Below are 25,882 nucleotides of genomic sequence, written 5' to 3' on the forward strand. Positions count from 1 at the left end.
TAATATGTTAGATGTTATTATGAATGACATTTTAGGAACACCAGCTATATTAGTCGGCCTATTCGCTTTTGTCGGTTTATTAATACAAAAGAAGTCAGCTTCAACAGTTCTTTCTGGTACGTTAAAAACGGTTATGGGCTTTGTTATACTTGGCGCAGGTGCAACCGTTTTAATTGGTTCTTTAAATCACTTTAGTAAAATGTTTGATCATGCATTTAATGTCCAAGGGGTTATCCCAAATAATGAAGCGATTGTAGCAGCCGCTCAAACTAGTTTCGGAACAGCTACTGCCATGATTATGGTTTTCGGTATGATTATGAACATTTTATTCGCGCGATTTACGCCCTTAAAATATATATTTTTAACTGGTCATCATACATTATTTATGGCGTGTTTAATCGCTGCATCACTCTCAGTCGGCGGTATGAGTGGCACACCTCTTATAATCGTTGGCTCTATAATACTTGGTCTTTGTATGGTCGTATTCCCTGCCATTTTACAACCAACTGTTCGTCAAATAACAGGTAGTGATGATTTTGCTGTCGGTCATTTTGGCAGCATAGGTTATTATGTATCTGCTAAAATTGGAAAGCTCTTTGGAAACAAAGCCAAATCAACGGAAGACATAAAAGTTCCAAAATCTCTAGGTTTTTTAAGAGATACATCTGTAGCTGTGTCCTTAACGATGAGTCTATTTTTTATTATCGTTGCCCTATTCGCAGGTCCATCCTATATTGAGTCACAGTTATCTGGCGGTTCGAATTTTATCGTCTTTGCCATTATTCAAGCTATTACCTTTGCCGCTGGTGTCTATATCATTTTGGCTGGAGTGCGAATGCTAATTGCCGAGATCATTCCTGCCTTTAAAGGGATTGCAGATAAACTTGTGCCAAACACAAAGCCTGCATTAGACTGCCCTACAATTTTTCCGTTCGCACCAAATGCAGTTATTATTGGCTTCCTATTTAGCTTTGTAGCAGGCTTAGTGTCCATGTTTATACTCCCCCTCATAGGGCTAAAAGTGATTGTACCTGGGCTTGTGCCACATTTCTTCACGGGTGCGGCTGCAGGAGTATTCGGTAATGCAACTGGTGGTAGACGCGGTGCTATGGTAGGAGCATTTGCTAACGGATTAATTATTAGCTTTATCCCCGCGATTCTACTTATCTTTATGGGAGATATCGGCTATGAAGGAACTACATTTGGTGATTCAGACTTCGGCATTGTAGGGATCGTTATTATTAATGTATTAAAATTATTTGGTGCAGTTTAAAGATTATCGGATAGGGGCCTCGCAAACTCTTTGGGTGTTTGCGAGGCTTTTTTGACATGCCATTAGTACTTATGTTTTATATCCCCCCTCCTTTTTCACTATCAACATAGAGAAAATCCACTGCATAACAAACTAAATACTCAGTGATTAAAAAATATCGGGAATGATTTAAACCCATTTTCCTGTAGTAAATTGTAAAAAATCTGATAATATTTAATGGTAAAACAAAAAATCATCGTCTGACATCTGACTTAGAACGACTTTTTACCGATATAAATTATACATACTATTGGAGGTTCTCATATTGAAAAAATTAATGGTAGGCTTTTGTTTAATAGCTTTGTTAATAACGGGCTGTTCAACAGCTTCGCCAGAAAAAGCGAAAAATGACTATAAAATAGGAATCCTGCTCTCAGATGCAGGGCTTGGTGATGAATCGTTTAATGACTCAGCTTTTAAAGGGCTTGAGAAAGCACGAGATGAGCTAGGTATTCTATTTGATTATAAAGAGGCGCCTGATGGCAATTATGAACAGAAGTTAGAGGAACTTGTCGCAGAAAAGTATAACGTCATTATTGGTCTTGGCTTCTCTGTACAGGAGGCATTGGAAAAGACTGCGAAGAAATATCCTGATCAACAATTCGTCCTGATTGACGGGCAATCAGATGTTGCAAATATCACTTCAATAACCTTTAAAGAGCAGGAAGGTAGCTTTTTACTTGGAATGGTTGCAGCAATGACGAGTAAAACTGGAAAAATAGGATTTATTGGTGGCGCAAATGTTCCGGTTATCCACCATTTTGAGAACGGCTTTATTGAGGGAGCTAAATACTATAATCCAAATATCGAAATTGTTAGTGAATATGCTGGCTCATTTGATGATACTGAGGCAGGTGCGGCAATCGCAGAACGTTACATAAAGAACGGCGTAGATTTTATTTATCATGCAGCGGGATTCACAGGCTTTGGTGCCATAAAGAAAGCAGAAGAAATGGGCATATATGCGGCCGGAGTTGATATTGATCAATTTTACATTGCAGAAAAAACTGTCGTAACATCGATGTTAAAAAATGTCGACCAAGCTGTTTTTAAAATTGCTAAAACAATAGATGAGGACGGGAAAATTTCCGAAAAATCGTTTTCATTCGGTTTAGCTGATAATGGAGTGGGCCTTGCGGATATACGTGTTATTAAACTTACACCTGAACAACAGGCTGCTATTGAAAAAGCAAAAGAAGATATTGTCTCGGGTAAAATAAAAGTTACTGCAGAAAAGGGGAACAGCCAGTGACACTACGAAAAAAATTATTTATGAACATACTTATTCCAATTGGACTCGCAATGGCTATGATTGGTTTTATTATCGTTCAAACATTCGATATACAAACAACTGCACAAGATGATACAGAACTATTACTGGCAGTGAAAGAACTTGAACAAAGTTTAGTTGTAGCGAGCCAATCATTAAATAACTACACTTTTTTAGATAGTGAGGCAAATAAAAATGAAGCTCTTTCAACTTTAAAAGAAACGAAAGTAAATTTAGAAAAACTCTCAACTATTGCAAAAATATCTGAGCATAAGGCAATCATCAAAAAAATCGAAGGTAAATACGACGAATTAGCAAAAGCTGCTGAAGCAGGATTTCTTGCTCACAATCGTCCTGAGATAAAAAAACAAGCAATCAGAATATCCGGTATATTGAACGATATGTATTTACTAAAAAAAGAAACAAATGAATGGTATAAAGAAACAAATGATTTGGCAACGCAAAAAATTTCTTTTATTACCACAACAACAATAATAGGAAGTATCCTTCTAATTATTGCTACTATCATTTTTTCATATGTCGCAACGAAAAGAATTACTAAACCGATTAACCGAATCGTGGATTGTGCACAATTGGTGGCTGCTGGGAATTTGACAATTGACACCTCTTCCCTCCCCTATAAGAAAGGCAGTCGAAATGAAGTTGATCAACTAACTGAGAACTTTTCCAAAATGATTGTTGGGTTAAAAAGCACCGTACAATCAATTGATCATGTAGGCAAAAATGTTGGTCTATTTACAAAAGATGTCACAAGCTATATTGAAACCGTTAACGAAGGCAGTAAACAAATTGCTACATCAACGGATGAATTGGCAAAGGGAAGCCTAACTATTTCAGAAGATATCCAATCAGCGGCTATCCTGATGAATACGATGGCGGATCAATTTACTACTGTTCAGGAGACAAGTGAACAATCAGCAGTGAACGGTAACAAAGCACTTACTGCTGTTCAAAATGGTCGTAGCTCACTAGAGAAGCAATCCTCTATCGCGAAGGATATTTCATCCACTTCGATTAACATCAAAGAGGCTGTTACTCAATTCGCTCAATTCACAACAGAAATTGAAGGAGCGGCTAATGCAGTTCACGCGATTGCTGATCAAACAAATCTTTTAGCATTAAATGCTGCAATCGAAGCGGCACGTGCTGGAGAAGCCGGAAAAGGATTCGCAATTGTAGCAAAGGAAGTCAAAAAACTATCTCATGAAACAGAAAAAGCGACTACTTTCATCTCTTCGATGGTGACACATATACAAGATGGTATTACGCTCATTCTTTCTACGGCAGAGCATGGACATCAGCTGTCAAAAGAACAATTACAATCGATGACCGATACAGAAAAGTCATTTGAGGCTATTGCAACTCATGTATTAGACATTAATGATCAGTTACAGCACCTTACGAAGGATATGGAGCAAACAAGCGAAATGAGCCAGCAAATGAACAGTGCTATTGAAAACATTTCAGCTATTACGGAAGAAACCGCAGCAGGTACAGAAGAAATATCCGCTTCTACCCAAGAGCAGTTAGGATCATTCCAAAAAATTAGTGAAAAGGTATCCGAACTTCAAGAAATGACAAATACATTGTCTGTAGAGCTAAAAAAATTCACTTTATAATGATAAATACAGCTTAAGGATAAATTAATAATACATGGTAAGAAAAAACAAAATCCCGAATAACGGACATTATTCGGGATTTTCCTTAATGAAATATTGTGGTAACAAGCCCTCCGCGTAGAAATTGCAGGGACGAATATATAAATAAACGAAGATGTAAATACTAGAATGATTACTTATTTCAAGATAAATATTTCATTGTTAAATGGAGAACTGCAACTTCATTTCCGGTGTTTTCATAGCTATGCTTTCGATTTGCTTCAAATTGAATAGAATCAAATTCGTTTAATTCATACATTTCTTGTCCAACTTGAATCGAAATTTCCCCTTTCATTACTGTTACAAATTCGATAGCTCCTTCATGATGAGGTTCTGCCTCATATATGCTATTCGGTTGTAAACAAGCACGATGCATTTCCAATCCTGTTTCTTTTTTGTAACGAAATATCGTCTCTAATCGCCACATGTGATTTTCTTCTATAGTAAATCCTTCTCCGCAGCGTGCAACATTTACTATATCTTCTATAACCATAAGCCGAGACAACGGAATAGCTAGTCCTTTCGTAATCTTCCAAATGACGCCTAATGTAGGATTCGTTTCTCCTCTCTCAATTTTCCCTAGCGTTAATTTACTAACACCCGTTTTTTTCGCTAACTCTTCTAAACTTAATTTCTGTTCATTTCGTATTTGTCGTAACAGTTGACCAACTTGCAAAATAACTTCCTTTGTTTGCATATCCTCTTGTTCTTTCATATGAACCCCACCTTCGGTATATTATAATTTACTTTTTATCTAAATAATTATATTATAATATATATTTAGAAAGGAGCGAACGAAATGCGTGCTATCTTATTAGGTATTTTATCATCTGCGTTTTTTTCAGCTACATTTATTATAAATCGAGTTATGAACGTATCAGGAACAAGCTGGGCTTGGACTGCTTCCTTCCGATTTTTATTCGCTTTACCCATTTTATTCTTTATCGTCCTATTTCGCAAAAACCTTCGTCCACTATGGGTAGAAATGTGTAAACATCCTTTGGCATGGCTTGGTTATGGCACAATAGCCGGGGTTGGATTTTATTCCTTATTAAGCTATGCTGCTGTATTTAGTCCTGCATGGCTCGTAGCAGGTACATGGCAAATAACCATTTTAGCTGGTTTGTTATTATCTCCGTTATTTTTTATTACATTGGAGACGAAGTCAGGAGTTAAACGAGTTCGCGGTAAAATTCCCATGCGAAGCTTACTCGTTTCCTTATTTATTTTAACAGGTGTCATTTGTATGCAATTAACAGAAGCTGGGGACATTACTGTTTCTCAATTTTTATCTGGCTTCCTCCCTGTAGTTATCGCTGCATTTTTATATCCTTTCGGTAATAGAAAAATGATGGAAGTCGTTGATGGACGCTTAGATACATTTCAACGCGTGTTAGGCATGGCAATTGGTAGCCTTCCTGTCAGTATTATATTAGCGATTTATGGTTGGACTACAACTGGCATTCCAACATCTGGGCAAATGATGCAAGGTTTCTTATTAGCATTATGTTCGGGTGTTATCGCCACAATGACATTTTTCTTCGCTACTGACTTAGCGAAAAATAACCTTTCTTTGTTAGGAGCAGTGGAGGCAACACAAGCAGGAACAATGATTTTTACTGTTCTTGGTGAAATCGTTTTTTTAAACGGTTCTTGGCCAGTTGGTTTATCTTTAATCGGTATGATCATTATTATGATCGGAATGATAGCCAACAGTATTTTAAATCGATCTGTTCCTGTATCTAAACAAAAGAAAACAAAAACAGCATAGTTTTTCCTTTCTCCAAGTAGCATTTTACATTGTGTAAAATGTTGTAAATTAAGGTGTTTAAAAACTCAGGATAAGAAAAACAAAATCCCGAAACGTTCAATATTCGGGATTTTTCTTATTATAAAGTTAAACCACTATTAAACAACCTTCATTTGTTTCAAATATGTTATCCAAACTTTGATGATAGCTAAAAATTTACGGGCACCCCCATTGGTTCTCCAAACCTATTGCGACTTGGGAGCAATAGGCATAGTTTTTTAAGGAAACGGAATTACTATCCATCCTATGATGAAAATAATTACTGTAAACATCATGATAAACAAGACAATACTTAATCCCCATAGCCCTAATGAGCGACTTTTTTTAGAAAATAAAGCAAGAACGCTAAAAGGAGCTGTCAGATAAATTAACAAATAGAGGTTATTATTCGTTATATCAATATTCGTTAATAGCGTAATATTAAGTAATAAAAGTAGGCATAAGCCACTAATGATTCCAAACCATCCAGCTGTGACGAATCCCTTTTCAAATCGTTTTAACGTGACCAGTTCCATAATTTCACCTCACCTACTTTTAGTGACCGTACAATATCCAGTTTTTCTAATGCAAGGACTTCCTTTTTCGGTCCCGTTACAACAACCCCATAAGTCTTTACGCCATGTTTATTAATGTATGCAATACGCTCCGGCAATGCTAAATTTTTTGCGCTAGAAATCGATGTCGCAAGTTCTTCGTGCTTTTCCATAGTTTTTAAAATATCTTTAAACACTTCTTCATTTGACGTTGCATCGCGAAATGGTGACCAAGTGGAATTATCAGGTTGCACAGGATAGCCAATTGGTGAAACAACATTACCATCTTTACTTAAATTTGTTTTATCAATACCGGTATCGACAGCAGCCCACACAACATCGACATTAGGCATTGTATCTTTAGCTTCTTTAACTGTCATAAGATCATTAAATGAAATATAAGCTTCCACAACAGTTTCATCAGGTAAACCGCCAAGGATCCTCCATTCTCGACCCGTATCCAGTTCCGAATTCCTGTTTTCAGGATGTATTAACCAAGGATTAGTTTCTGTTTGATGTTTTGGTGCTACTCTTTCTAAAGATGTTGTCACTTCTTTTTTAGATAAGCTACCAAGGAAAAAACGTAAATCATAAGTGTTCGCTTTATAGTCTTCCTCTCCTATACGCTTGTATTGATCAAAAGCAAGCTTCATTGAAAATGGCGTAAAGGACATATCAAACTCTATTTCTTCCAGTGATGTATTAGGTTCTGTAACGTAAAGCGTTTCACTTGCCACATCCATTAATGTTGTAGATTTTGTACCAAAGGCGTAATACATAAATGTCAACATAAAACTAATTGGCGCAATCAATAATATCATCGTTAAAGTTGCAAAAATCAGCTTCGATTTTGACGTAAAAATTGTTCTTTTAATAGCTTTTTGATATTTACTTTGATCTTTTACATTTGCAATTTCTGCTTTGGAGCTAGCTATTAATTTTTCATAATCATCCATATTGCTGTCTCTCCTTTTCTATTAAAGCTCTCATCTTTTTTCGCCCACGCAATAAATGACTTTTGAGCGTATTTAATTTTAAATCCAAAATATTTGACGCTTGCTCATAAGTACAATCGTGCACATCACACAACATAATTGCCTGCTTTTCATAAGGCGATAACTGATCAAGTAAAGAAATTAATGAATGAAAGGATTCTTCATTTACCGCAATGGTTTCAGGTGTCATAAATGTCGATTGTTCAAGACTATTCGTAAGATCAACACGGCGTTCTTTTCGTATGTAATCGATATGGGTATAGTAAGCTACTTTAAATAGCCATGGTTTAATGTCTTGGACTGTATTAGAAAGTAATGTAATGTGCGCTTTATAAAAAGTATCCTGCATTAAATCTTCTGCTAATGTTGGGTTTTTGCATAAAGAATATAAATACCGATAGATGTCGTTTATATAGCGCAAATAAAGCTGTTCAATGTCCATCTCTTCCCACCTTTCAATCTATCCTCGTTTCATAAATAGAAAAAGTTGCACTAATTTTATTTTTTTGTAATTTTATTATCATTTGGCAGAAGCACTAAAGTAGTTCTCGGCTACAGTCGTCTAGTTTTTTTCCATTATGGGTTGGATGCCTCCGAAAAAAATAAAATGGAATTCTCCCCTACTATAATAGGGGTTATTTGTCATTTATCATTACAAAAATAACGAAATGACACAATACTATAAAGAGGTAAAGTGGAAATGCTAAAAATTGTATAAATAAAAAAAGGATGTTGTCAAAGCCATTTGTAGACTTTGAGAACATCCCACGTAATCATTAGTTACGCAATATTTATCACTTAATCAATTATGCCTCGGCATAATTGTAGCTGACGCTTTGCTTTCGCACAGATAAACAATGCATCCGGAATCGGCCTGAGGCTTTAGGCCAACAGATGTTTTTGCGCGAAAGCGTAGTGCTAACGCAGCGTCAGCAACATGTTTTGTCTGTGCGAAAGCGAAGCGACAGCAACAGCATGATGTTGGTCACTCAGTCGTTGCCACAAGACTTGGCAACGACTGAGTTCCTCTATTTCAGCAAGTGTTTGGACCCCCGCTGAAAAGTAACTTAAATTCGCATTCATTTCACCATCTATAGAGGCTAAAAAAGTTAAAAATTCTAATGAAAACTATACTTTGCTAACATTTCTCCCCAAGGTGCCATTCCTGACTCTTCAAAACCCACACTGGCATATAGTTTCCTTCCTTGCTCATTCTCCGGCTGATACCCAAGCCATATAACGTTAGTACGATCATCACTGCTCTGGATATCTTGAATAATCAACTTCATTGCGCTCTTTCCATGCCCACGTCCTTGAAATTGCTCATCAATCATAAACCTATATATCCAATAGTTTCTGTCATCCGAATCTATCCCGTACATCGCGAAGCCGATAAGCATTTCTTCACAATAAATCGCCTTTATCTTCATATGCGGAAGAAATTTACTTTCAGCAATTGAATACAGGTTTGAGGCAATAAACCCTTCCTGTTCTTGCTTAGGCTTCAATTGAATACAAGCTTCCCAATTACTTTGATCAATTGATCTTATACTAATCAAATTTCAGATTCCTCCCCTAGTAGTAGAGAAATCCATTGTCACGAAATCTCTACTAAATTAGTATACCCCTACTGATAAACCGACTTGTTATTTTTATATACATACCACATCACTCCTTATAAGATGGTGTTTGTCACCAAACTGTACAATAAAGAGCAATCAATCTACTCTCCTTTTGTACATTATTTTAGTTCGACATATGTAGCCGAATCCCTTCTGTATTTAACAAAAATATACAATTTAAGCATTCGTATTAAACGAATCAAAATATATTATGAAAACATTACATGTACTATTCAAAAAAGGTTTACACTTATCAACTTGTTCATTGCATCCATTGCATTTTTAAATGATGCTTAAAAGCTCGATGTTCGCTGTGTCATCACCACTATCAATATTTGCAGTCACTTTTCCTGATTTCACTGAATAATTGTAAGCACTGCTTTTTTAATCATTCCTTCTATTTCTTCTAAATCAGGGCAAGTAAATCCCCCGCTTCACCAGAATATGACTGCTCATTTCAACATCTGAAGACTTAATACTTCCTTCTTGGTACTATTAGTGGACTATTTACAAGCATTTGTTTCTCTTTTTAAAACACCGAATTTTCCGTATATTAAAAAGACTCGTAGTACAGCTTTTTTTAATGTAGATATTTTCCCATAGCAGAAGCTGTTAAGTGTTGTAACATGCATTTATTTTAGAGTAACCCAAAAACATACAACCCAGATGATTACTTCCCATCAAGTTGCCCTTTTGCTCGCTCAATCATCTTTCGCTTTTGAATTTTTTCGTGTGTTAGTTGTAAAGATTGTTTTAGCGTCTGTGTCCTCTTAGCTTGTTGAAGTGCAATCATCACTGCTGGAATTAAGCTAGCTTCAGAAACAGGTTTAACTAGGTATCCCATAATATTATCTTGCTTAGACTTTTCTACAAATTCTTTTTGACTGTATGCAGTAATCAACAACACTGGTATATCAAGCTGACGACCAATAACCTCGCTTGCTTTTAAACCATTTAGTTTTGGCATTTCTATATCCATTAACACCAAATCTGGTTTTAACTTAAAAGCGAGTTCAATCGCTCGATCCCCATCTCCTGCTTCCCCGACTATCTCATAGCCGTTATTCCGAAGCATCATTTTTAAGTCCAGTCTGATAATTGGTTCGTCTTCAGCAATCAGAATCCGTTTTTTCATAAAACATCACAACCTTTCTGGACAGGGATATTACTACATACTAAAATTCCTTTGTTGAGCAAAAGACACTCCTGTACACTTTGCATGAAGCATTTGTTCGATTAAATCAGATAGATAGGCACCAGCTTCAACTGAAGTTAGTCCATCTTTATGGATATTTGAAATGACCGTCCGATCAGCTTCAACTGTTTTTTCAGTCGGCCGATAAATCATGTATGCACTTAAGCTTTCATCTGTGTTTAGACCTGGCCTTTCACCAATCAATGAAATGATAAGGTCACAATTAACAAGAGCAGCCACTTCGTCTTGCACCCATACACGCCCTCGCTTAATAAAAAACGGCTTTGCGACACTTATATTTTTTAATTTTAACCCTTGAATTAAAGCAGGCAGTAAATCAACTACATTGGCTTCTACCGCAGAGGAGCTCAATCCATCACAAACAATAATTTGAACATCTTTACCCTTATCACCGTTCTTTTCAAGATACTTAATAGATTCATCCGATAACTTTCGACCAGCATCTAAATCCATTAAGTAAGTTTTCATATCACTAGCTTTCGTCTCCAGCTTATGCAACCCCATATTCTGAAGAAAATTATCACTAACATCTCTTAATACAGCATCCTGTGCAGCTGCATGATCAATTAAAAATTGTAAATAGCTTGTCGTCAACATACGAGTTCCAGTTCGACCAATACCAATACGGGCAGGTGTAATACTTTGTGCCCGTTCTATAGATGCAACATTATGCGGCTTGTCTACCCCTTTTATACGTTCTTCCGGAAAATATATGATTTCTTCTTTATTTTGATCGGTATCGTTTTTTGGTGAATTCATGTTTTTCTTCACTTCTTCTACTACTCTTTGAACAATCTCCTGAATATCCATTTTGCTCCTCCCTCCTCAATCAAAAATTGATAAGTCTCCTGCACGTTTTGTCAACTTTCCATTTTCCATCAGGCCCATATTCTCTAACCATTTTTCAAATTCCCTAAGTGGTCGTAAGCCCAGAATCTCACGCAAACTAGCATCATCGTGATAGCTTGTATCTTGATAATTCAGCATGACATCATCTCCACCCGGTACTCCCATGTAAAAATTCGCTCCTGCTACTGCCGTTATGATACCGGCAACTTCCTGATCATTTTGATCGGCATCCATATGATTTGTGTAAGTTGGAGCAATTCCCATTGGTAAACCATGCAATTTCCCCATAAATCCATCTTCAAGATCCGCTCTTATTAATTGGCGACCATCATAAAGTGTCTCCGGTCCAATAAAGCCAGAAACGGTATTCACCATGAAAGGCTTCCAGTGACGTGCATAACCGTAGCTTCTTGATTCAAGAGTTTGCATATCTACCCCAAAATCAGCATTTAAAGATACCTCCGAACCTTGTCCTGTTTCAAAATACATAAAGTTTGGACCTGCAGATGTACCATATCGAGCCATCATTTCATAGCCCTCATCAATAATTTTTTTAGATATACCGAATGCTTCATTCCCTTTTTGTGTACCTGCTAAACTTTGAAACATAAGAGCGATAGGTGCCCCTTGCTTTAAAGCTTCCATTTGTGTTGTTATATGGGCCAAAACACAATTTTGTGTTGGAATTTGCCATTTCTCAATAAATTCATGTGAAAGTGTTAAAAGTTTTTTGACCGATTCAATCGTATCCACATTCGGATTAATACCAATAACCGCATCACCCGCTCCGTAGGACAACCCTTCCTTTATTGAATACAAAATGCCTTCTGGAACATCATTTGGATGGTTGGGCTGACAACGAAATGCTAAGCGACCTGGCTCTCCAATTGTAGTATTACAATGTGCTTGATATTTCATTTTCTGTGAAGCAAGAACAAGATCAATGCTTGACATCAGCTTGGCAACCGCTGAAATCATTTCACTTGTTAGTCCCCTTGAAAGTTTCAATAATTGATCTCTACCTGTATCTGATGACAAAATATAATTTCTCAGTTCACCGACAGTCCAACTTTGAATATCCTTGTAAATCGTGTCGCTAATATCATCATAAATCAAGCGTGTTACTTCATCGATCTCATACGGAATAACCGGATTCTCATAAATTTCTTTCAGCTGCATCTCACTAAGTACTACTTTTGCTGCCATACGCTCAAGCGATGATTCCGCTGCTACCCGCGCCATCACATCCCCAGATTTCGCTTCACTCGCTTTTGCAAGTACCTCCCTTACCGACGAAAACGTATAATGAGTTCCTTTTACTACACAAGACAATTTCATCATTTAACACCCCTTTTTATATGCTAAAAATTGCAATCAAACGAAAAAAAAGCGCTTTCACTTATCCCTGAAGAAATTTTCTTCGGGCGTGAAAGGCGCCTTTGCCTCAGTTATTATTTTAATTCATTCTACACTACTAGCAAATATTTTGTAAATAGTTCGAAAACAATAACAACATCAATTAAAAATGATATTTATTTTAAAATATACAATTCCTCAAGATTTAAAAAACTTGTAACTGTCTAACTAAAGCTTTAATTAGGAGACCTAGTGTCATTTAGTATTAACTACGGTAGATACTATCGGAAAGGTTATTGAAACTTTTGTCCCTTCCTCAGAAATAGGGAATGAAAAAACTCCTTGTAGCTTCTCTTCAACTAACATTTCTACAAGCTGTAATCCTAAAGATGATATATCGCCTAAAGAAAAAGAATCACCAATTCCACATCCATCATCCGTTACTGTAATCGTAACCATTTGCTTTCGTTGCCTCAAATTTATAGCAATTTTCCCGTAATTTCGTGAAGGAAAGGCATGCTTAATGCTATTTTGAACTAACTCATTAACAATCAGTGCTACGGCTGTTGCTTGATCTGAAGGACAGCATACAGATTCCCCTTCTACAGACACAGTAATATGTTGACCTGGAATAATGGACGAGGAAACTAACAAAGTAGAAATTTGTTGAATTAAAAGTTTAATATCTGCTTCATCAATTCCACGCTGAGCCAAATAATCATGCACTAAAGCCATACTAGATATACGAGATATACTATCGTGGAATACCTCAGTTACTTCTACCGAGTGAGAACGTTGCATTTGTAACCGTAGCAAACTGGAAATTACCTGTAAATTATTTTTAACGCGATGATGAATTTCCTGAACGACAAAGGATTGAAATACACGTTGCTTGTCTTCACTATTAGCCGCTTTCATAAACTGCTCTATATTTTTTTCATTCTGCGCTACCTGTGAGATATCGCTTTCTTTAATTAATACCGCAATAGTCTCCCCATGCAGGTCTTTTATAGGAACAATATCTTGTTGCATGATTCCGCGCTCTTCGGTAATGCCTCTTGATCCAAAAAGTGGTTTCCCAGTTTTCAAACTAAATAAAACACCCGGCTCCATCTCTTCATATGCTATCTGCCCTAACATACTTTTTTTATACAAAGATGCTATAGTAGTAGGCTTTGCTTCAGCTACAATTAAAGATGCGTTATCTTCTTGCAAAAGACAATCAATAAAAATGTCTGCTTGAGAAAGATCAGCTATTATTTGAAGGTTTTCAGCCATACCTAAAATAATTTCACACTGTTCATTTGATAAACTTGTAAATCGTTCTAAATCTAAAATTCCCATCATGATATCGCTCCCCTTTCTCCAGTTTTCCAAACACTATAGCAAAAATAAAAAGTGTGTTCAATGTGACACAACAAAGTTATAGAATTTTCAAAATAAAACATTTACTACTATGTGGTGCTTTAAGTTTCTGAAAATCTACTTTTTGTTATTGTAGTTAATAATACGAAATTTATGACAGGGTTTACCCCATATGTAAACAAAAAAAACTGCTATCCTTAGATAACAGTTTTTTTGAACAGCCTCTTTACCTCTGGGCTGCACTTTCACACTTAATAGGACAATTCGTCATCATTATACTTCGAACATATTCGTTTTTTCTTGTAAGTCTTCAGCCATTTTAGAAAGTGCAGAAGTAGATGCAGTAATTTCTTGCATGGAGGCTAACTGTTCTTCTGTAGCCGCTGAAATATTTTGTGTCCCTTCTGCAGAACTTTGGGCAATTCCGTTGATTTGTTCCATAGATTTGGTCATTTGATTAACTCCAGCAACCATCTGTTGTACTGATGAAGACACTCCTTGAATTTGAACAGATACCTCATTGATGGCATGTTGAATTTTTTCAAAGGATTGACCTGCGATGTTCACATTGTTAATACCTGTTTCCACTTCATTCGTTGTGAATTGCATAGAATCTACTGCTCTATTCGTTTCCGTTTGAATTCCTGTAATTAACTCAGAGATTCTCTGTGCTGATACAGAAGATTCTTCGGCCAATTTTCGTACTTCTTCCGAAACGACCGCAAAGCCTTTTCCGTGTTCTCCTGCTCTTGCCGCTTCAATCGCTGCATTTAGTGCCAGTAGATTGGTTTGTGCTGCAATGCCTGTAATAACTTCAACGATTTGTCCAATCTCTCCCGAACGCTCACCTAAACCACTAATTACATTACTTAGACTACCAATAGAAGTTTGAATGGAGTTCATTTGTTGAACAGCGGTTTTAATAATATCATTTCCATCCACTGAAAGTTGTTCTGCTTGGATAGCAGCCTCTGAAACGTTAGTAGAATTTCTAGCTATTGTTTGAACGTCTTGTACCATATGATTAACAACATCTGATGTTTCTATAATTGTTCTAACTTGATCGTCCGAGCCGCTTGCCACCTCTAACGTAACAGACGCGATATGCTCACTTGCCTCACTCGTTTGTTCCGCACTTGCCGAAAGCTCAACCGAAAATGCTGCCATCTGTTCGGATGATTGTTTCACCTGACCAATTAGATCTCGTAATTGAGCAATCATATGGCTAAATGAAGACGTTAAGACACCTAGTTCATCCTTTGAATCATAGTCTACACTAAAATTTAGTTCTCCTGCTTCCGCTCGTTGAACAGCAAATTTTAATTTTTCAATTGGAGAAATTATATATTTTCGTACACCTATAAAACCGATTGCAACAAACAGAATTCCTAATACAATTGAAATGATTAGAGAGATCGTGATACCTTTACTTGCCTCAGCTTTACTTTCCATATTCAATGTACTTGCATATTTTTTATTCAATTCTGTCAGCTCCAAACCTTTTGACATAATTTCGTCAAATACAGGCTTAGCACTTGAATTAAAGAGATTTATTGCTTCCTCATTCTTATTGGCAAGACTTAGTTGAAAGACTTTCTCCATACTTTCTTTAAAGTTTGGAAATTGCTGAACCAATTCATTTATTATTTTGTCCTCATCCGATTTTAAATTGGCTTCTTTAAGTATTTGAAGATTCTTTTCATTCTCTTCAAAAGCATGCATTACTTCATTATTAATTTGTTTAATAGTTGATTCATCTGTAAAAAGGAAAGAACGATACATATTTGAAATAATGACCCGATTATTAAGCCTATAATCAGTCAAAACTATACTTGGTTCTAGACGGTTTTTAAAAATATTCTCTGTATTATTCTCCAAAGATTTCATTGTGATATATCCATTCACTTGAATAATACCAACTGTTAAAATGGCTATAAACATTAATAGGACTAACTTTTTAAATATAGATAGATTGCGTAGCATGGTTAATACGCTCCTTTTTAAATTCAATTTTTAGTGCACATTTTAATGAAAGACAATGAATCGTACATTATCAAAGGTGCGAGCCTCCATGTTTATTTACAACATGGAGCTAACCTGCTTGTCTTGTTTAATCCTATGTTTTCATTATATTGACTTTTCTCTTCGTTTTTCTGATAACCTACTTAAAAATAATAATGAATTCCCCTGCTTTTAGCCCCTCCCAATAACATTAGAAAATTTATTCTTCATACTATTCACAATATATTACGACATATTTCGATATTTTTGAACAAAAAATCGACAAAAAAAATACAATTGAGTAAATCAACCTAAATTACTACATTTTTTTTAATAAGTAGTTCTTCAGAAACAGTTTCTAAAATTTTTCTAAAGACAGAGGGATGTCCCAAAAGTCATTTGCAGACTTTTAGGGCATCCCCAGCGTAGTTACATTCTATTTATTACTCTCTTAGAAATTTTAACGAAAACTATACTTTGCTAACATTTCTCTCCAAGGAGCCATTCGGGCTTCTTCAAAACCCACACTAGTATACCTTGCTCATTGTTTGGCTGATATCCAAGCCATATGACATCAGTGCAATCATCTCTACTCTGGATGTCTTGAACAATCAACTTCATTGTGCTCTTGCCATAGCCAACCCTTTATATCGCTCATCAATTATAAACCTGTATTTCCGATAGTTTCTACCGTCTGAATAAATCCTGTATATTGGCCTAGATACTAATTTTCCACACTAATGTCCTCCCCCTTGTCTTGGGCATTAATTAACCGTGATGATAAAGGAACAAAATAAAGAGCGTGTTTTAAATCGATAACCGATTAAAACACGCTCTTTATAAAAAAGCTTAATCTATTTTAATTACTACATGCTTAGAAGTTAATTGCGCCAGCAAAGAAAATCATAATTCTTCTAATATTAGACAGCCTGCCGTAATTCTTCTTCCTCTTGTATAACCTGTGGTTTCATGGTTTCTTCTCTACGCTGACATATGTTATTCCAAATAAGAGCTGAAATTACAAGTAGAGTCCCTGCTATATCAAAGACTGTTATTTTATATCCTTGTATCATCATAATGACCAATGTAGTAATTGGAACAAAATTAATAAATAAAATCCCATTAATGGATGATAGGATTTTCACACCATAATTCCAACTAAGCAATGCCACAATGCCTGGTAGTGTCATCATAAACAATAAATCATATTTAATAGCAAAAATCGTTTCCACACTTGGAACGGATACATACCCTTGTATTGTCATGATCATTGTGATGATGCCTGTTACAGCTGTGCCAAATACACATGTTAATGTCGAATAGCGCAGAGTTGACCATTCATTAAATGTTTGACCGCCCATTGTATAAATAACCCATCCTACAACACCAATTAAAATAAATGCGAGCGAAACTAAATTATGTTTCAGTGTAAGAAAGAAACCCATATCGCCTTTTGTAATAACAAAAATAGCCCCAATAAAAGCAATGATCATGCTACTAATCATATACTTCTTCGGTTTCACATGTTTATACCCCCAAAGAATAGCAATCGAAATCATCGGCATGAGTGCTTCCATAATCGACGCTACCATAACACCGGATTTCCCCATTAACATTTGGCCTAAGAAAACAAGCACGTTGTAAACTGTAAACGCCATGGTCCCAAAAAAGACTAGCAATTTACCTTTCCCTTCTAAACGAAAAGCTTTCTTCCCTTCTTTCATCCATAATAAAATGACTAATACAATCGATACTGCCCCATATCGAATAATTGAAAAATAGAATGGATTTATATATTCAAGTGCATGATCTGCAACTGGAAACATGGCTCCCCATGACATACTTGCTATTAAACATGCTATCATGCCTACTATTATTTTACTTTTTCTCACTGTTTTTCCCCGTTTCTATACAACCCTATCAATTATGCCTCGGCATAATTGCGTCCGGAATCGGTTTTGTGCTTGCACAAAGAACTCCTTTCCGATTCCGTGACATCCGCCGGAGGCTTTAACTTCTTTCAGCAATTATTTTCTGTAGCGAAAGCGAAGCGTCAGCTACAAATGTCTTTTGTACCGAAAGCGTAGCGACAGGTACAGGTGTTTGGATACCCGCTGAAAGAAGTTAAAATGCACAATGAGAATTATAAAAAAGAAAATACATCACGTAAAATGATTGAAAGTGATATTAACTATCATTTATAATGATAGTTTTAAGGGGGTATGTTCAATGGAACTGCGAGATTTACAGATTTTCAAAAGCGTCGCAAATTGCGGGAGCGTCAGCCGTGCTGCAAAAGAATTAAATTATGTACAATCCAATGTAACTGCACGTATTAAGCTATTAGAAAAGGAGCTCCAAACGCCCCTTTTTTATCGCCATAAAAAAGGGATGACATTAAATCCAGAAGGCCGAAAAATGCTTGCTTACGTTAATAAAATTTTGCAGGATGTCGAGGAAATGAAACAAGTATTTTTAGATAGTGATACACCTACCGGTACATTAAAAATCGGTACAGTCGAAACGGTTAGTATATTACCTACTATTCTAGCGTCTTACTATAAGGGGTATCCCAATGTCGACTTAACACTGCAAGCTGGTTTAACTGAAGAACTTATTAAAGAAGTAGCAGACCACCAATTAGATGGTGCTTTTATAACTGGACCGATTAAACATCCAGTTTTAGAACAATATGATGTGTATACAGAAAATCTCGTTCTCCTATCACAAAACAAATCATTTCGTACAGAGGAATTTATGTCTACACCAATCCTTGTTTCTAATCAAGGTTGCGGATATCGATCCAAGCTAGAACTCTGGCTCAAAGATGAGGGTTTACTGCCAAAAAGAATCATGGAATTTAATATATTAGAGACAATTTTAAACAGTGTTGCAATTGGTCTTGGCGTTACACTTGTACCACAATCGGCTGCTGAACATCTTTCTACAACCGGCAAGGTTTATTGTCATCCAATTCCTAAAAAATACGGTACTATTTCAACCGTCTTTATACGACGAAAAGATGCATATATGACAAATTCGATGGAATGTTTTTTAAAAACAATTGCTGAGCATCAGCATATATAGGGTTACTTCTATCATTACCGAGTCTTTTCTTCTGCCAATCACCATTAACAGTATCTAATGGGTACATCCATTGATAAAAAATAGTGAAGTGACAAAAAACGCTTGGTTTTTAGTACCAAGCGTTCTGTGTTAATCAATGTTAATTATATATGGAAAGAAAAGTTGCAGATAACCTATTTAAAAACATCATTTCAAATTATAATGGTGCTATTTTGCATTTTTGTCAGGCTGATGAATACCGAATATATTGCCCTCGGTATCAATATAGTATCCCTGCCACGCCATTCCAGGAAGAGCATATTTCGGCATTGCAACCTCGCCGCCATTCTCAATAATTTTAGCTTCTGTTACATCGTAATTTTCCACACCCATTGTACAAGCAAATCCATTAAAAGCTTGGTTTGGTTCCGGAGAAGCACCTTGACGTTGCATTAAAGCACCATTGACTCCAGGCTCGTCCTCATTGCCAGTCATCGCTCCAAAGTAAGGCATTCCTGCATAATCACTCCAATCTTGAAATGACCATCCGAATACCTCTCCATAAAATTTCTTCGCACGTTCCATGTCACTTACATGAATTTCAAAATGAACTAATCTTCCCATGATATCCTCCTAATTATTAAAGAATTAAATTACTCACTGTGTTTGAGTACAATTACTATATATTATTATTACAAGGAATGGAAATAAAAAAGAAGAGAAATTATATGAAAAAATCGAGAATAAACATTCTAATGCTTGTTCTCGATTTTGGTTCTATTGCTTTTAAGTTAGTTAATTTATAGCGTTTAAATTTTCTTTTAAATACTGAATAAATGGATGATCTTCTATATCTGATTTGCGTGTACATATAAATAAACTTTGCTGAATATCTGCATGTTCTACATACACCCGAGCTAGTTTTCCATTTGTTATACTTTCAGTTACACTGTAGGACGGTGCTAAAGTCATACCGAACCCTGCTTCCACTACTTTAATCGATTCATGTAAGCCCTGCATTTGAAGTCCTAATTTAGGTAATGGACTGTTAAATGTGTAAAAAACAGCCTTCAATAAATCAAGTGTCGAGCTACCACGTTCCCGATAAATAAAGTCCTCATTCGATAATTCATAAATGGAGACAGTTTGATTTGCCAAAGAATGTGATGGGTGAACTACAAACCAAAACGGGATATCTAGTATTTTTTCAAACTGTAGATCAGGGTGACCCATTTTATTTTGCACGACAAAACCAAGGTCTACTTCATAACTCAGAACTTGCTCTTCCACAGATTTCACATTGCCAAGCGACACAAAAAATTCAATGTGAGGATTAGCAAGTTTATACGCTGCTATAATAGGCGGGAGTATATAGTTTATTGGTATATAGGAAGAAGCAATATGTATTTTTTCTTCTTTCGCTAAAAATTTACCGAGCTTTTCATCAATTTGTGCTTCTAAATAAAATAAACGCATTCCCTGCTCATACAAAAACTTCCCCTCAGGCGTTAATTGAATGCCGCGTCCTTTTCCTTCAATCAATTTTGTCCCTATTTCGCTCTCTAATTTCCGTATTTGAATTGTGACAGCTGGTTGACTAAGCAGCATTTTATTGGCCGCTGCGGTAATTCCCCCATGTTTTGCTACATTCGTAAAAATCCTTAACGCATGCAAATTCATTCCATTCACACCTTTCTATCGATCAATTTCGCCTTGGCGTAATTGTAGCTGACGCTTTGCTTTCGCTACAGAAAACATTTGTTGCTGTCGCTGCGCTTTCGCACAGATAAACAATGGTCCGGATTTTGAATTGTGCCCGTGCCTGCACGATGCAGGTCAGTTAGCCGTTTTCTCAGGAAGCGAAGGTTTTAGGCTAACATCCTTATAGTCATTCCTTTCAAAATCTGTGACATCCGCCGGAGGCTTTATCTTCATTCAGTGGGTGTTAGAACACCCACTGAATGAAGGATAAATTAAATTTATGAATAAGCAATTATTATATATTTGTTTTATGTATTGTTTAGCAGTAATTTAGGTTTAGAGGTGATTTGATGGAGATTTTACTACATGAATGGTTATCAGTAAATGGATTTATTTTATTTACAATTGGCTTACTCGCAGCAGTCATTGGTGTTCTTTTCGGCGCTGCAGGCTTCGTTTTGTTACCTGCAATGTTACTTATTGGCATTCCGATTCATACAACCGTAGCAGTTAATAAATTCGCGACAGGAATTTCAGCTCTATCAAATGTCGTATCGTTTATAATTAAAGGACATTTATCGTTAAAAAAATTCACATCTTTAATTATGATATCTAGTTTAGGAGGTTTATTTGGCGCATTTTTAGCCACTCGATTATCGGAACAAGTCATGAATATTGTAGCTTGTGTATTCTTAATTTTCGCATTTTTCATTGTGCTTTGCAGTAATAAATTTATGGTAAAGGATATAAATGAAACAGAGGAACAACCAATTAATAAACTCATTCCGTTTGCGGTTTCAATATATGACGGTGGTTTTGGACCAGGCTCAGCTCTAATGAATGTAACCTATCATCTTAAAAAGCAATATACCTATATAAAAGCAGTTGAATTAACAAGAATTATTACGTTTTCAAGTTGTACAGGTGCATTTCTCTTTTACTACTTTACGGGCATTGTTAATTGGGGAATCGCCATTCCTGTTTCCATTGGCTCTATTGTCGGCTCATTCTTAGGTTTAAAGATAATACCTTATATCAATACAAAGTGGATTCAAATTTTATTACCAATCATTTTTTTCTTGCTAATTGTTCAGGTCGTATCAGATTTATTGATATAAATCACTCTACCTATTCCCACTCTAATTGGATAGGCCACTCTAAGTTGGACAAATAGAATAAGAGCTTGTAAACTTAGACTATTAACTAAATGCTTTAATCGAACAATTGATTAAGTTGTAATTTTCCCCATTTCAAAGTCCTGTATTACAACTTTTTTAAATGCGATTTGATATACTAAAATCTTATTTTTGGCTCTTTTAGAAATAACATTCTTGCCACTTTTAAAGGTACTAGAGGATTATTATAATAAAATCTATATTGTGGCATAGAAAATGTAAACACATCTGATGACAATATTTTGTTTATTCTAAAAACTCACAATGATTTCTATTAAGTAAGGAGAGATTTTACATGTATATTCCTAAGTATCACAAAATAACTGATCTAGAAGAAATCAAAGAATTTATTAAAGTCAATTCCTTTGCAACAATTGTTTCAATAAGAAAAGGGAAACCAATAGCATCCCATGTGCCATTAATATTGAATAAAATTAAGGATGAATATTATCTCACAGGTCACTTGGCATATGGAAATCCTCTTTGGAGGACTTTTGAGGATGCAGATGAAATACTAGTTATATTTAATGGCCCCCATGCTTATATTTCTTCCTCTTGGTATGAAAAAGAAAATGTGCCAACTTGGAATTATCAATCTGTACATGTATATGGAAAAGCAAGCCTACTTGATGGAATAGAGTTAGAACAAGATTTATCTAAATTACTTGAAAAGTATGAGAAATTCCGAGAAAATCCAGTTTTATTGGATAAACTTTCTCCTGAATTATTACAACAAGAAATGAAAGGAATAAAAGGATTTAAAATTAAGGTACAAGAAATTCAAGCTGCATATAAATTAAGTCAAAATCGTAATGCTAATGATTATGCCAATATCATTAGCGAACTATATAAAGAAGAAGATCCCAATGCTCATGCAGTTGCAGAAGCAATGAAGAAAAAAAGAGTTGAGTAATTGCAGATATTGGCTAAAAATTTTTAGTAAAGAAATAGGCACATGCTGACTAGTGAGTCTCTTTCGTATAAATCAATTATGCCTCGGCATAATTGCGTAAGGAATCGGCTTTGTGCTTAGGCCTCATGAGGGCCGACACGATGTCGGTCATTTCGGTAATGTCACAGGACGTGGCGTTCTTAGACTGAGTTCCTATATTTCAGCGGGTGTTTGGATACCCGCTGAAAAGTAGCTTAAACCCGCATTCATCTGTACCTGTCGCTACGCTTTCGGTACAAAAGACATTTGTAGCTGACGTTTCACTTACGCTACCAAAACACTTGCTGAAAGAAGGTAAACGTCGCAATACCACCCTCACTGTACTAGGCATCTTCATGCTAGAAATCGTTGCTATAGGCGATTTAACGTCTTCATTAGATGGTGCTTTATATCGTACTCTTAGTTTGGGTATGGACCCGTTATGTTGTTTAACAGTCAAAGTAAGCGAGAAGTGACTAACTTCTCGCTCTTTTGTTTACTCTTATTTTATTAATTAGCAGGTTTATAGCTTTACAAGTTATTAATTGTACTGAGTGACAACAAGTTATATTTTCAACTCTTTTATACCTGCTTTTAATGTGTCTGCATCTACTTTTAATGTTCTCCAGCTGTCTTTAGCTGATTTCAAGTTAGGTAGTAAAAATTTAAATTTATTTTGTTCCGCTTTATCAGATGCATTCTCTATATGTCTCAGTACGCCCGAATATTGAGAGTCTAAGTCATTCCATTGTGCAGACATAAAAGTAAGAGCATTAATAGCATCATCTAGTGCATTGTACATCTCACTAATATTACTATGTGCTACTCCAACTACACGATTTAATGTTGTTTTATAATCAACTGTCTGATTTAATTGTGCTAATAACGGTTCTAACTGACCTAATTGATCTCTTGCTATCCCCAGCATAATACCACCAGCAATCCACGTAGGAATAGAGGGCACAAATACTGTTATCATTCCATCAGACTCTAATTTTTTATAGTAGTTTACTGATTCTAAAACTTCATTTAGTCGCTTTTGATCATCCTCAACTGCAACCCCTTGGTTTTTTAAAATCGACTGTAAAAGATCTTTGTTACTGCCAAATGCTCTAACATCTTGTCCAATAGCGTCTCTTAATTTAGTTAATTCTTCTATTAATTGTTGTGCATACTTTTGATTTTGTTGAATTTCATCTCGTAAATCTGTTATTCCTTCTATTAACGTCTCTCCATCTCCTGTATTAATGGCCTCTACAATTATGTCATAATAATTTTCAAATTTTGTATCGTATTCAATAATACCTGTCAATGTATCTATAAGCTGTTTTTTTACTTTTGTATCCCATGTAAAGGCATGTGCTCTTGCATCCTTTTGATCTTGTATAATTTTACTAGGTAAATCTGGATAGCCATTAATCTTAATTCCTTCAAAGTTCACATCCGGATTCTTAATTAACATATAGGAATAGGCATTCATAGATTTTGCAAAAAGACCCGCCTTTTGCAAGGTTTCTTTCATCTTCACTTCGTTTGCTGAAAGAGACGTATCACTATTGTTAGTTTGCTCAATCTTACTTGTCTCTGCAAATGCTGCTACTGGAGAGATTACAGAAGTTGTAGTCAAGGTTAAAAATGTCGATACAGCGAGTACTTTGTATAGAGATTTTTTATTCATTTATATTCCTCCTATCTGTATTTCAATTCTTTTCTTCTTGTTTAAAGGCAATGTCTTTTGCGATAAACTCTGCATCTTGATGAATATCATTCCAACTTTGTTTAGCAGCTTTTAAATCATCAGGTATTAAAGAGAGCTTATGTTCTTGCATTTGATCGATATTATCATATAAATCTTTGTAATTTGCCCCCATTGTATTCCATTGTTGCTGAATATTCGTTAGAGACATTATCGCTTGATCCACAGTTTGATACAAATACGTCAAAGTGTCTTTGGCGTTAGTAAGTGCAATAACTGCTTGGTTAGCAAAATCGGCTTTCATAGTTAATTCTCCGATTTTATTGGAAATTTCGTTATAGGAGTCCATATGATTGGATGCCGTAACACCAGCTGCTGTTCCTAAACCAATACCAGCTGAACCGAGAACCGTAAGGCCTCCTATAACAGCCGGTGTTGCTGTTCCACCAGTCACAACAATTACTACCCCTCCTGCAATAGTTCCAATAACTAAAACAGCTGCTCCCAACCCACCACCTATTGACCATGCTAATACATTGTCAAAATGTGCTTTCTGAGTGGAACGTAGATTCTCAATTTCAGCTTGAAGTTGTGGAACCAATGCTTGTTTTCCCGCTAATATTGCCGTTAATCCACCTTTCCCATCTGGACCACCAATATTATTTTTAAAATCTATAGTATTCGTATACAGTTTCGTTTTGAAGGCTTCTAACATTTTAATTACTTCTGTAACTTCTTTTGAATTTGTATTAATTGTACTGATTAAATCACCTATACCTTCTTTTAAGCCTTCTTTATCTTTCTTTTGTACAGTGTCTATTAATGTGTCGTAATAGTTATTAAATTGTTCATCATAATTTACAATATTACGTGCCGCCTTTTGAATTTTTGGCTTCGCCGTATCTAGCCAATAATTCGCATTGATTCGAGACAGTTCCTGATTAAGGTGAATATTTTTGATTAATGCCCCCCCTTCTGAACCTAAATCAATATTGGATAGATTTACATTCGGCTGTTTAATCATTGTTTTTGCGTACAAATCCATTACAAGAATATGAGATCCTGTTTCAGCTAACGCTTTTTTCAATCCCTCAGGTCCTAATGTATAATAATTTCCTATTTTTTGTTCTTGTTCTTGAGTGATCTGTTCTTGTGCAAGTGCATGAATAGTGCTACTGTTAGTTGCGGTTATAACCGTTGCTAAAGTGGCCACGGTCAATACTTTAAATGGTAATTTTTTCATATTAAATCTCCTTCCAAACATCGATAGATTTTTACAATTCTAGTTTTCTTAATTTCATCAAA

22 protein-coding genes are annotated in these 25,882 nt (G+C 35.7%); 7 read left to right on the plus strand and 15 right to left on the minus strand.

Annotated features, from left to right (window positions below):
* Positions 1-4 precede the first annotated feature (4 nt).
* The 3 genes from ABH968_RS11900 to ABH968_RS11910 all read left to right on the plus strand — a co-directional run bounded on the left by ABH968_RS11900 (position 5) and on the right by ABH968_RS11910 (position 4,222).
* The gene (locus ABH968_RS11900) at positions 5-1,273 is read left to right on the plus strand and encodes a PTS ascorbate transporter subunit IIC (protein WP_370044241.1); all 1,269 of its coding nucleotides are present in this window, start codon (positions 5-7) and stop codon (positions 1,271-1,273) included.
* 304 nt (positions 1,274-1,577) lie between these two features.
* Positions 1,578-2,564 (plus strand): BMP family lipoprotein, encoded by a 987-nt coding sequence (locus tag ABH968_RS11905; protein ID WP_370044242.1) that lies wholly within the window; start codon positions 1,578-1,580, stop codon positions 2,562-2,564.
* Positions 2,561-4,222 (plus strand): methyl-accepting chemotaxis protein, encoded by a 1,662-nt coding sequence (locus ABH968_RS11910; RefSeq protein ID WP_370044243.1) that lies wholly within the window; start codon positions 2,561-2,563, stop codon positions 4,220-4,222. The genes ABH968_RS11905 and ABH968_RS11910 overlap by 4 nt, the downstream gene beginning before the upstream one ends.
* 181 nt (positions 4,223-4,403) lie before the next feature.
* On the opposite strand, the gene ABH968_RS11915 is transcribed toward ABH968_RS11910, so the two are convergent.
* Positions 4,404-4,976 carry a helix-turn-helix domain-containing protein gene (locus tag ABH968_RS11915; protein ID WP_370044244.1) on the minus strand — a complete coding sequence of 191 codons (573 nt, stop codon included), beginning with the start codon at positions 4,974-4,976 and terminating at the stop codon, positions 4,404-4,406.
* An 84-nt stretch (positions 4,977-5,060) separates the two neighbouring features.
* On the opposite strand from ABH968_RS11915, the gene ABH968_RS11920 reads away from it, so the two are divergent.
* The gene (locus ABH968_RS11920; protein WP_370044245.1) at positions 5,061-6,032 is read left to right on the plus strand and encodes a DMT family transporter; all 972 of its coding nucleotides are present in this window, start codon (positions 5,061-5,063) and stop codon (positions 6,030-6,032) included.
* A gap of 257 nt (positions 6,033-6,289) precedes the next feature.
* Here ABH968_RS11920 and ABH968_RS11925 read toward each other — a convergent pair whose 3' ends face one another.
* The 10 genes from ABH968_RS11925 to ABH968_RS11970 form a co-directional block, all read right to left on the minus strand.
* Positions 6,290-6,586, minus strand: a complete 297-nt coding sequence (locus ABH968_RS11925) for a hypothetical protein (RefSeq protein WP_370044246.1) — start codon at positions 6,584-6,586, stop codon at positions 6,290-6,292.
* Positions 6,568-7,560, minus strand: coding sequence for an anti-sigma factor (locus tag ABH968_RS11930; protein WP_370044247.1), 993 nt, complete (start codon positions 7,558-7,560; stop codon positions 6,568-6,570). Before ABH968_RS11930 ends, ABH968_RS11925 begins: the two co-directional genes overlap by 19 nt.
* Positions 7,553-8,041, minus strand: a complete 489-nt coding sequence (locus tag ABH968_RS11935) for a sigma-70 family RNA polymerase sigma factor (RefSeq protein ID WP_370044248.1) — start codon at positions 8,039-8,041, stop codon at positions 7,553-7,555. Before ABH968_RS11935 ends, ABH968_RS11930 begins: the two co-directional genes overlap by 8 nt.
* Positions 8,042-8,717: 676 nt before the next feature.
* A complete protein-coding gene (locus ABH968_RS11940) occupies positions 8,718-9,158 on the minus strand; it encodes a GNAT family N-acetyltransferase (RefSeq protein WP_370044249.1) in 441 nt (146 codons plus the stop codon).
* A gap of 733 nt (positions 9,159-9,891) precedes the next feature.
* Positions 9,892-10,356, minus strand: coding sequence for an ANTAR domain-containing response regulator (locus tag ABH968_RS11945; RefSeq protein WP_370044250.1), 465 nt, complete (start codon positions 10,354-10,356; stop codon positions 9,892-9,894).
* A 33-nt stretch (positions 10,357-10,389) separates the two neighbouring features.
* The gene (gene eutC, locus ABH968_RS11950) at positions 10,390-11,247 is read right to left on the minus strand and encodes an ethanolamine ammonia-lyase subunit EutC (protein WP_370044251.1); all 858 of its coding nucleotides are present in this window, start codon (positions 11,245-11,247) and stop codon (positions 10,390-10,392) included.
* A 15-nt stretch (positions 11,248-11,262) separates the two neighbouring features.
* Positions 11,263-12,624 (minus strand): ethanolamine ammonia-lyase subunit EutB, encoded by a 1,362-nt coding sequence (locus ABH968_RS11955; protein WP_370044333.1) that lies wholly within the window; start codon positions 12,622-12,624, stop codon positions 11,263-11,265.
* Positions 12,625-12,897: 273 nt separating this feature from the next.
* Entirely contained in the window at positions 12,898-13,989 is a 1,092-nt protein-coding gene (locus ABH968_RS11960; protein WP_370044252.1) for a sensor histidine kinase, read from the minus strand.
* 291 nt (positions 13,990-14,280) lie between these two features.
* Positions 14,281-15,990 carry a methyl-accepting chemotaxis protein gene (locus ABH968_RS11965; protein ID WP_370044253.1) on the minus strand — a complete coding sequence of 570 codons (1,710 nt, stop codon included), beginning with the start codon at positions 15,988-15,990 and terminating at the stop codon, positions 14,281-14,283.
* A 938-nt stretch (positions 15,991-16,928) separates the two neighbouring features.
* On the minus strand, positions 16,929-17,873 hold the full coding sequence (locus ABH968_RS11970) for a DMT family transporter (RefSeq protein ID WP_370044334.1): 945 nt from the start codon (positions 17,871-17,873) through the stop codon (positions 16,929-16,931).
* 364 nt (positions 17,874-18,237) lie between these two features.
* Between ABH968_RS11970 and ABH968_RS11975 the strand changes: the two genes are divergently transcribed.
* The gene (locus ABH968_RS11975) at positions 18,238-19,095 is read left to right on the plus strand and encodes a LysR family transcriptional regulator (RefSeq protein WP_370044254.1); all 858 of its coding nucleotides are present in this window, start codon (positions 18,238-18,240) and stop codon (positions 19,093-19,095) included.
* Positions 19,096-19,302: 207 nt separating this feature from the next.
* On the opposite strand, the gene ABH968_RS11980 is transcribed toward ABH968_RS11975, so the two are convergent.
* Both ABH968_RS11980 and ABH968_RS11985 read right to left on the minus strand, forming a co-directional pair.
* Positions 19,303-19,698, minus strand: coding sequence for a VOC family protein (locus ABH968_RS11980; RefSeq protein WP_370044255.1), 396 nt, complete (start codon positions 19,696-19,698; stop codon positions 19,303-19,305).
* Positions 19,699-19,869: 171 nt separating this feature from the next.
* Positions 19,870-20,754, minus strand: a complete 885-nt coding sequence (locus tag ABH968_RS11985; RefSeq protein ID WP_370044256.1) for a LysR family transcriptional regulator — start codon at positions 20,752-20,754, stop codon at positions 19,870-19,872.
* Between the two features lie 371 nt (positions 20,755-21,125).
* Between ABH968_RS11985 and ABH968_RS11990 the strand changes: the two genes are divergently transcribed.
* Complete coding sequence (locus tag ABH968_RS11990; protein ID WP_370044257.1) at positions 21,126-21,893, plus strand: sulfite exporter TauE/SafE family protein; 768 nt, start codon at positions 21,126-21,128, stop codon at positions 21,891-21,893.
* Between the two features lie 352 nt (positions 21,894-22,245).
* On the plus strand, positions 22,246-22,863 hold the full coding sequence (locus tag ABH968_RS11995; protein WP_370044258.1) for an FMN-binding negative transcriptional regulator: 618 nt from the start codon (positions 22,246-22,248) through the stop codon (positions 22,861-22,863).
* Between the two features lie 583 nt (positions 22,864-23,446).
* Here the strand turns inward: ABH968_RS11995 and hblA are convergent.
* On the minus strand, positions 23,447-24,559 hold the full coding sequence (gene hblA / locus ABH968_RS12000) for a hemolysin BL binding component B (protein ID WP_370044259.1): 1,113 nt from the start codon (positions 24,557-24,559) through the stop codon (positions 23,447-23,449).
* 22 nt (positions 24,560-24,581) lie between these two features.
* Entirely contained in the window at positions 24,582-25,820 is a 1,239-nt protein-coding gene (gene hblD / locus ABH968_RS12005) for a hemolysin BL lytic component L1 (RefSeq protein ID WP_370044260.1), read from the minus strand.
* Positions 25,821-25,882: the final 62 nt, after the last annotated feature.

This window comes from Lysinibacillus sp. RC79 (genome assembly GCF_041262405.1).
Classification (GTDB): Bacteria; Bacillota; Bacilli; order Bacillales_A; family Planococcaceae; genus Lysinibacillus.

What these genes read in the sequence shown, in the direction of transcription:
- ABH968_RS11945 (WP_370044250.1), bottom strand. Translation starts at nt 10,356, where the DNA reads ATGAAAAAACGGATTCTGATTGCTGAAGACGAACCAATTATCAGACTG.
- ABH968_RS11965 (WP_370044253.1), bottom strand. Translation starts at nt 15,990, where the DNA reads ATGCTACGCAATCTATCTATATTTAAAAAGTTAGTCCTATTAATGTTT.
- ABH968_RS11980 (WP_370044255.1), bottom strand. Translation starts at nt 19,698, where the DNA reads ATGGGAAGATTAGTTCATTTTGAAATTCATGTAAGTGACATGGAACGT.
- ABH968_RS11970 (WP_370044334.1), bottom strand. Translation starts at nt 17,873, where the DNA reads ATGATAGCATGTTTAATAGCAAGTATGTCATGGGGAGCCATGTTTCCA.
- ABH968_RS11930 (WP_370044247.1), bottom strand. Translation starts at nt 7,560, where the DNA reads ATGGATGATTATGAAAAATTAATAGCTAGCTCCAAAGCAGAAATTGCA.
- ABH968_RS11920 (WP_370044245.1), top strand. Translation starts at nt 5,061, where the DNA reads ATGCGTGCTATCTTATTAGGTATTTTATCATCTGCGTTTTTTTCAGCT.
- ABH968_RS11975 (WP_370044254.1), top strand. Translation starts at nt 18,238, where the DNA reads ATGGAACTGCGAGATTTACAGATTTTCAAAAGCGTCGCAAATTGCGGG.
- ABH968_RS11960 (WP_370044252.1), bottom strand. Translation starts at nt 13,989, where the DNA reads ATGATGGGAATTTTAGATTTAGAACGATTTACAAGTTTATCAAATGAA.
- ABH968_RS11955 (WP_370044333.1), bottom strand. Translation starts at nt 12,624, where the DNA reads ATGAAATTGTCTTGTGTAGTAAAAGGAACTCATTATACGTTTTCGTCG.
- ABH968_RS11985 (WP_370044256.1), bottom strand. Translation starts at nt 20,754, where the DNA reads ATGAATTTGCATGCGTTAAGGATTTTTACGAATGTAGCAAAACATGGG.
- ABH968_RS11935 (WP_370044248.1), bottom strand. Translation starts at nt 8,041, where the DNA reads ATGGACATTGAACAGCTTTATTTGCGCTATATAAACGACATCTATCGG.
- eutC (WP_370044251.1), bottom strand. Translation starts at nt 11,247, where the DNA reads ATGGATATTCAGGAGATTGTTCAAAGAGTAGTAGAAGAAGTGAAGAAA.
- ABH968_RS11915 (WP_370044244.1), bottom strand. Translation starts at nt 4,976, where the DNA reads ATGAAAGAACAAGAGGATATGCAAACAAAGGAAGTTATTTTGCAAGTT.
- hblA (WP_370044259.1), bottom strand. Translation starts at nt 24,559, where the DNA reads ATGAATAAAAAATCTCTATACAAAGTACTCGCTGTATCGACATTTTTA.
- ABH968_RS11900 (WP_370044241.1), top strand. Translation starts at nt 5, where the DNA reads ATGTTAGATGTTATTATGAATGACATTTTAGGAACACCAGCTATATTA.
- hblD (WP_370044260.1), bottom strand. Translation starts at nt 25,820, where the DNA reads ATGAAAAAATTACCATTTAAAGTATTGACCGTGGCCACTTTAGCAACG.
- ABH968_RS11925 (WP_370044246.1), bottom strand. Translation starts at nt 6,586, where the DNA reads ATGGAACTGGTCACGTTAAAACGATTTGAAAAGGGATTCGTCACAGCT.
- ABH968_RS11990 (WP_370044257.1), top strand. Translation starts at nt 21,126, where the DNA reads ATGGAGATTTTACTACATGAATGGTTATCAGTAAATGGATTTATTTTA.
- ABH968_RS11995 (WP_370044258.1), top strand. Translation starts at nt 22,246, where the DNA reads ATGTATATTCCTAAGTATCACAAAATAACTGATCTAGAAGAAATCAAA.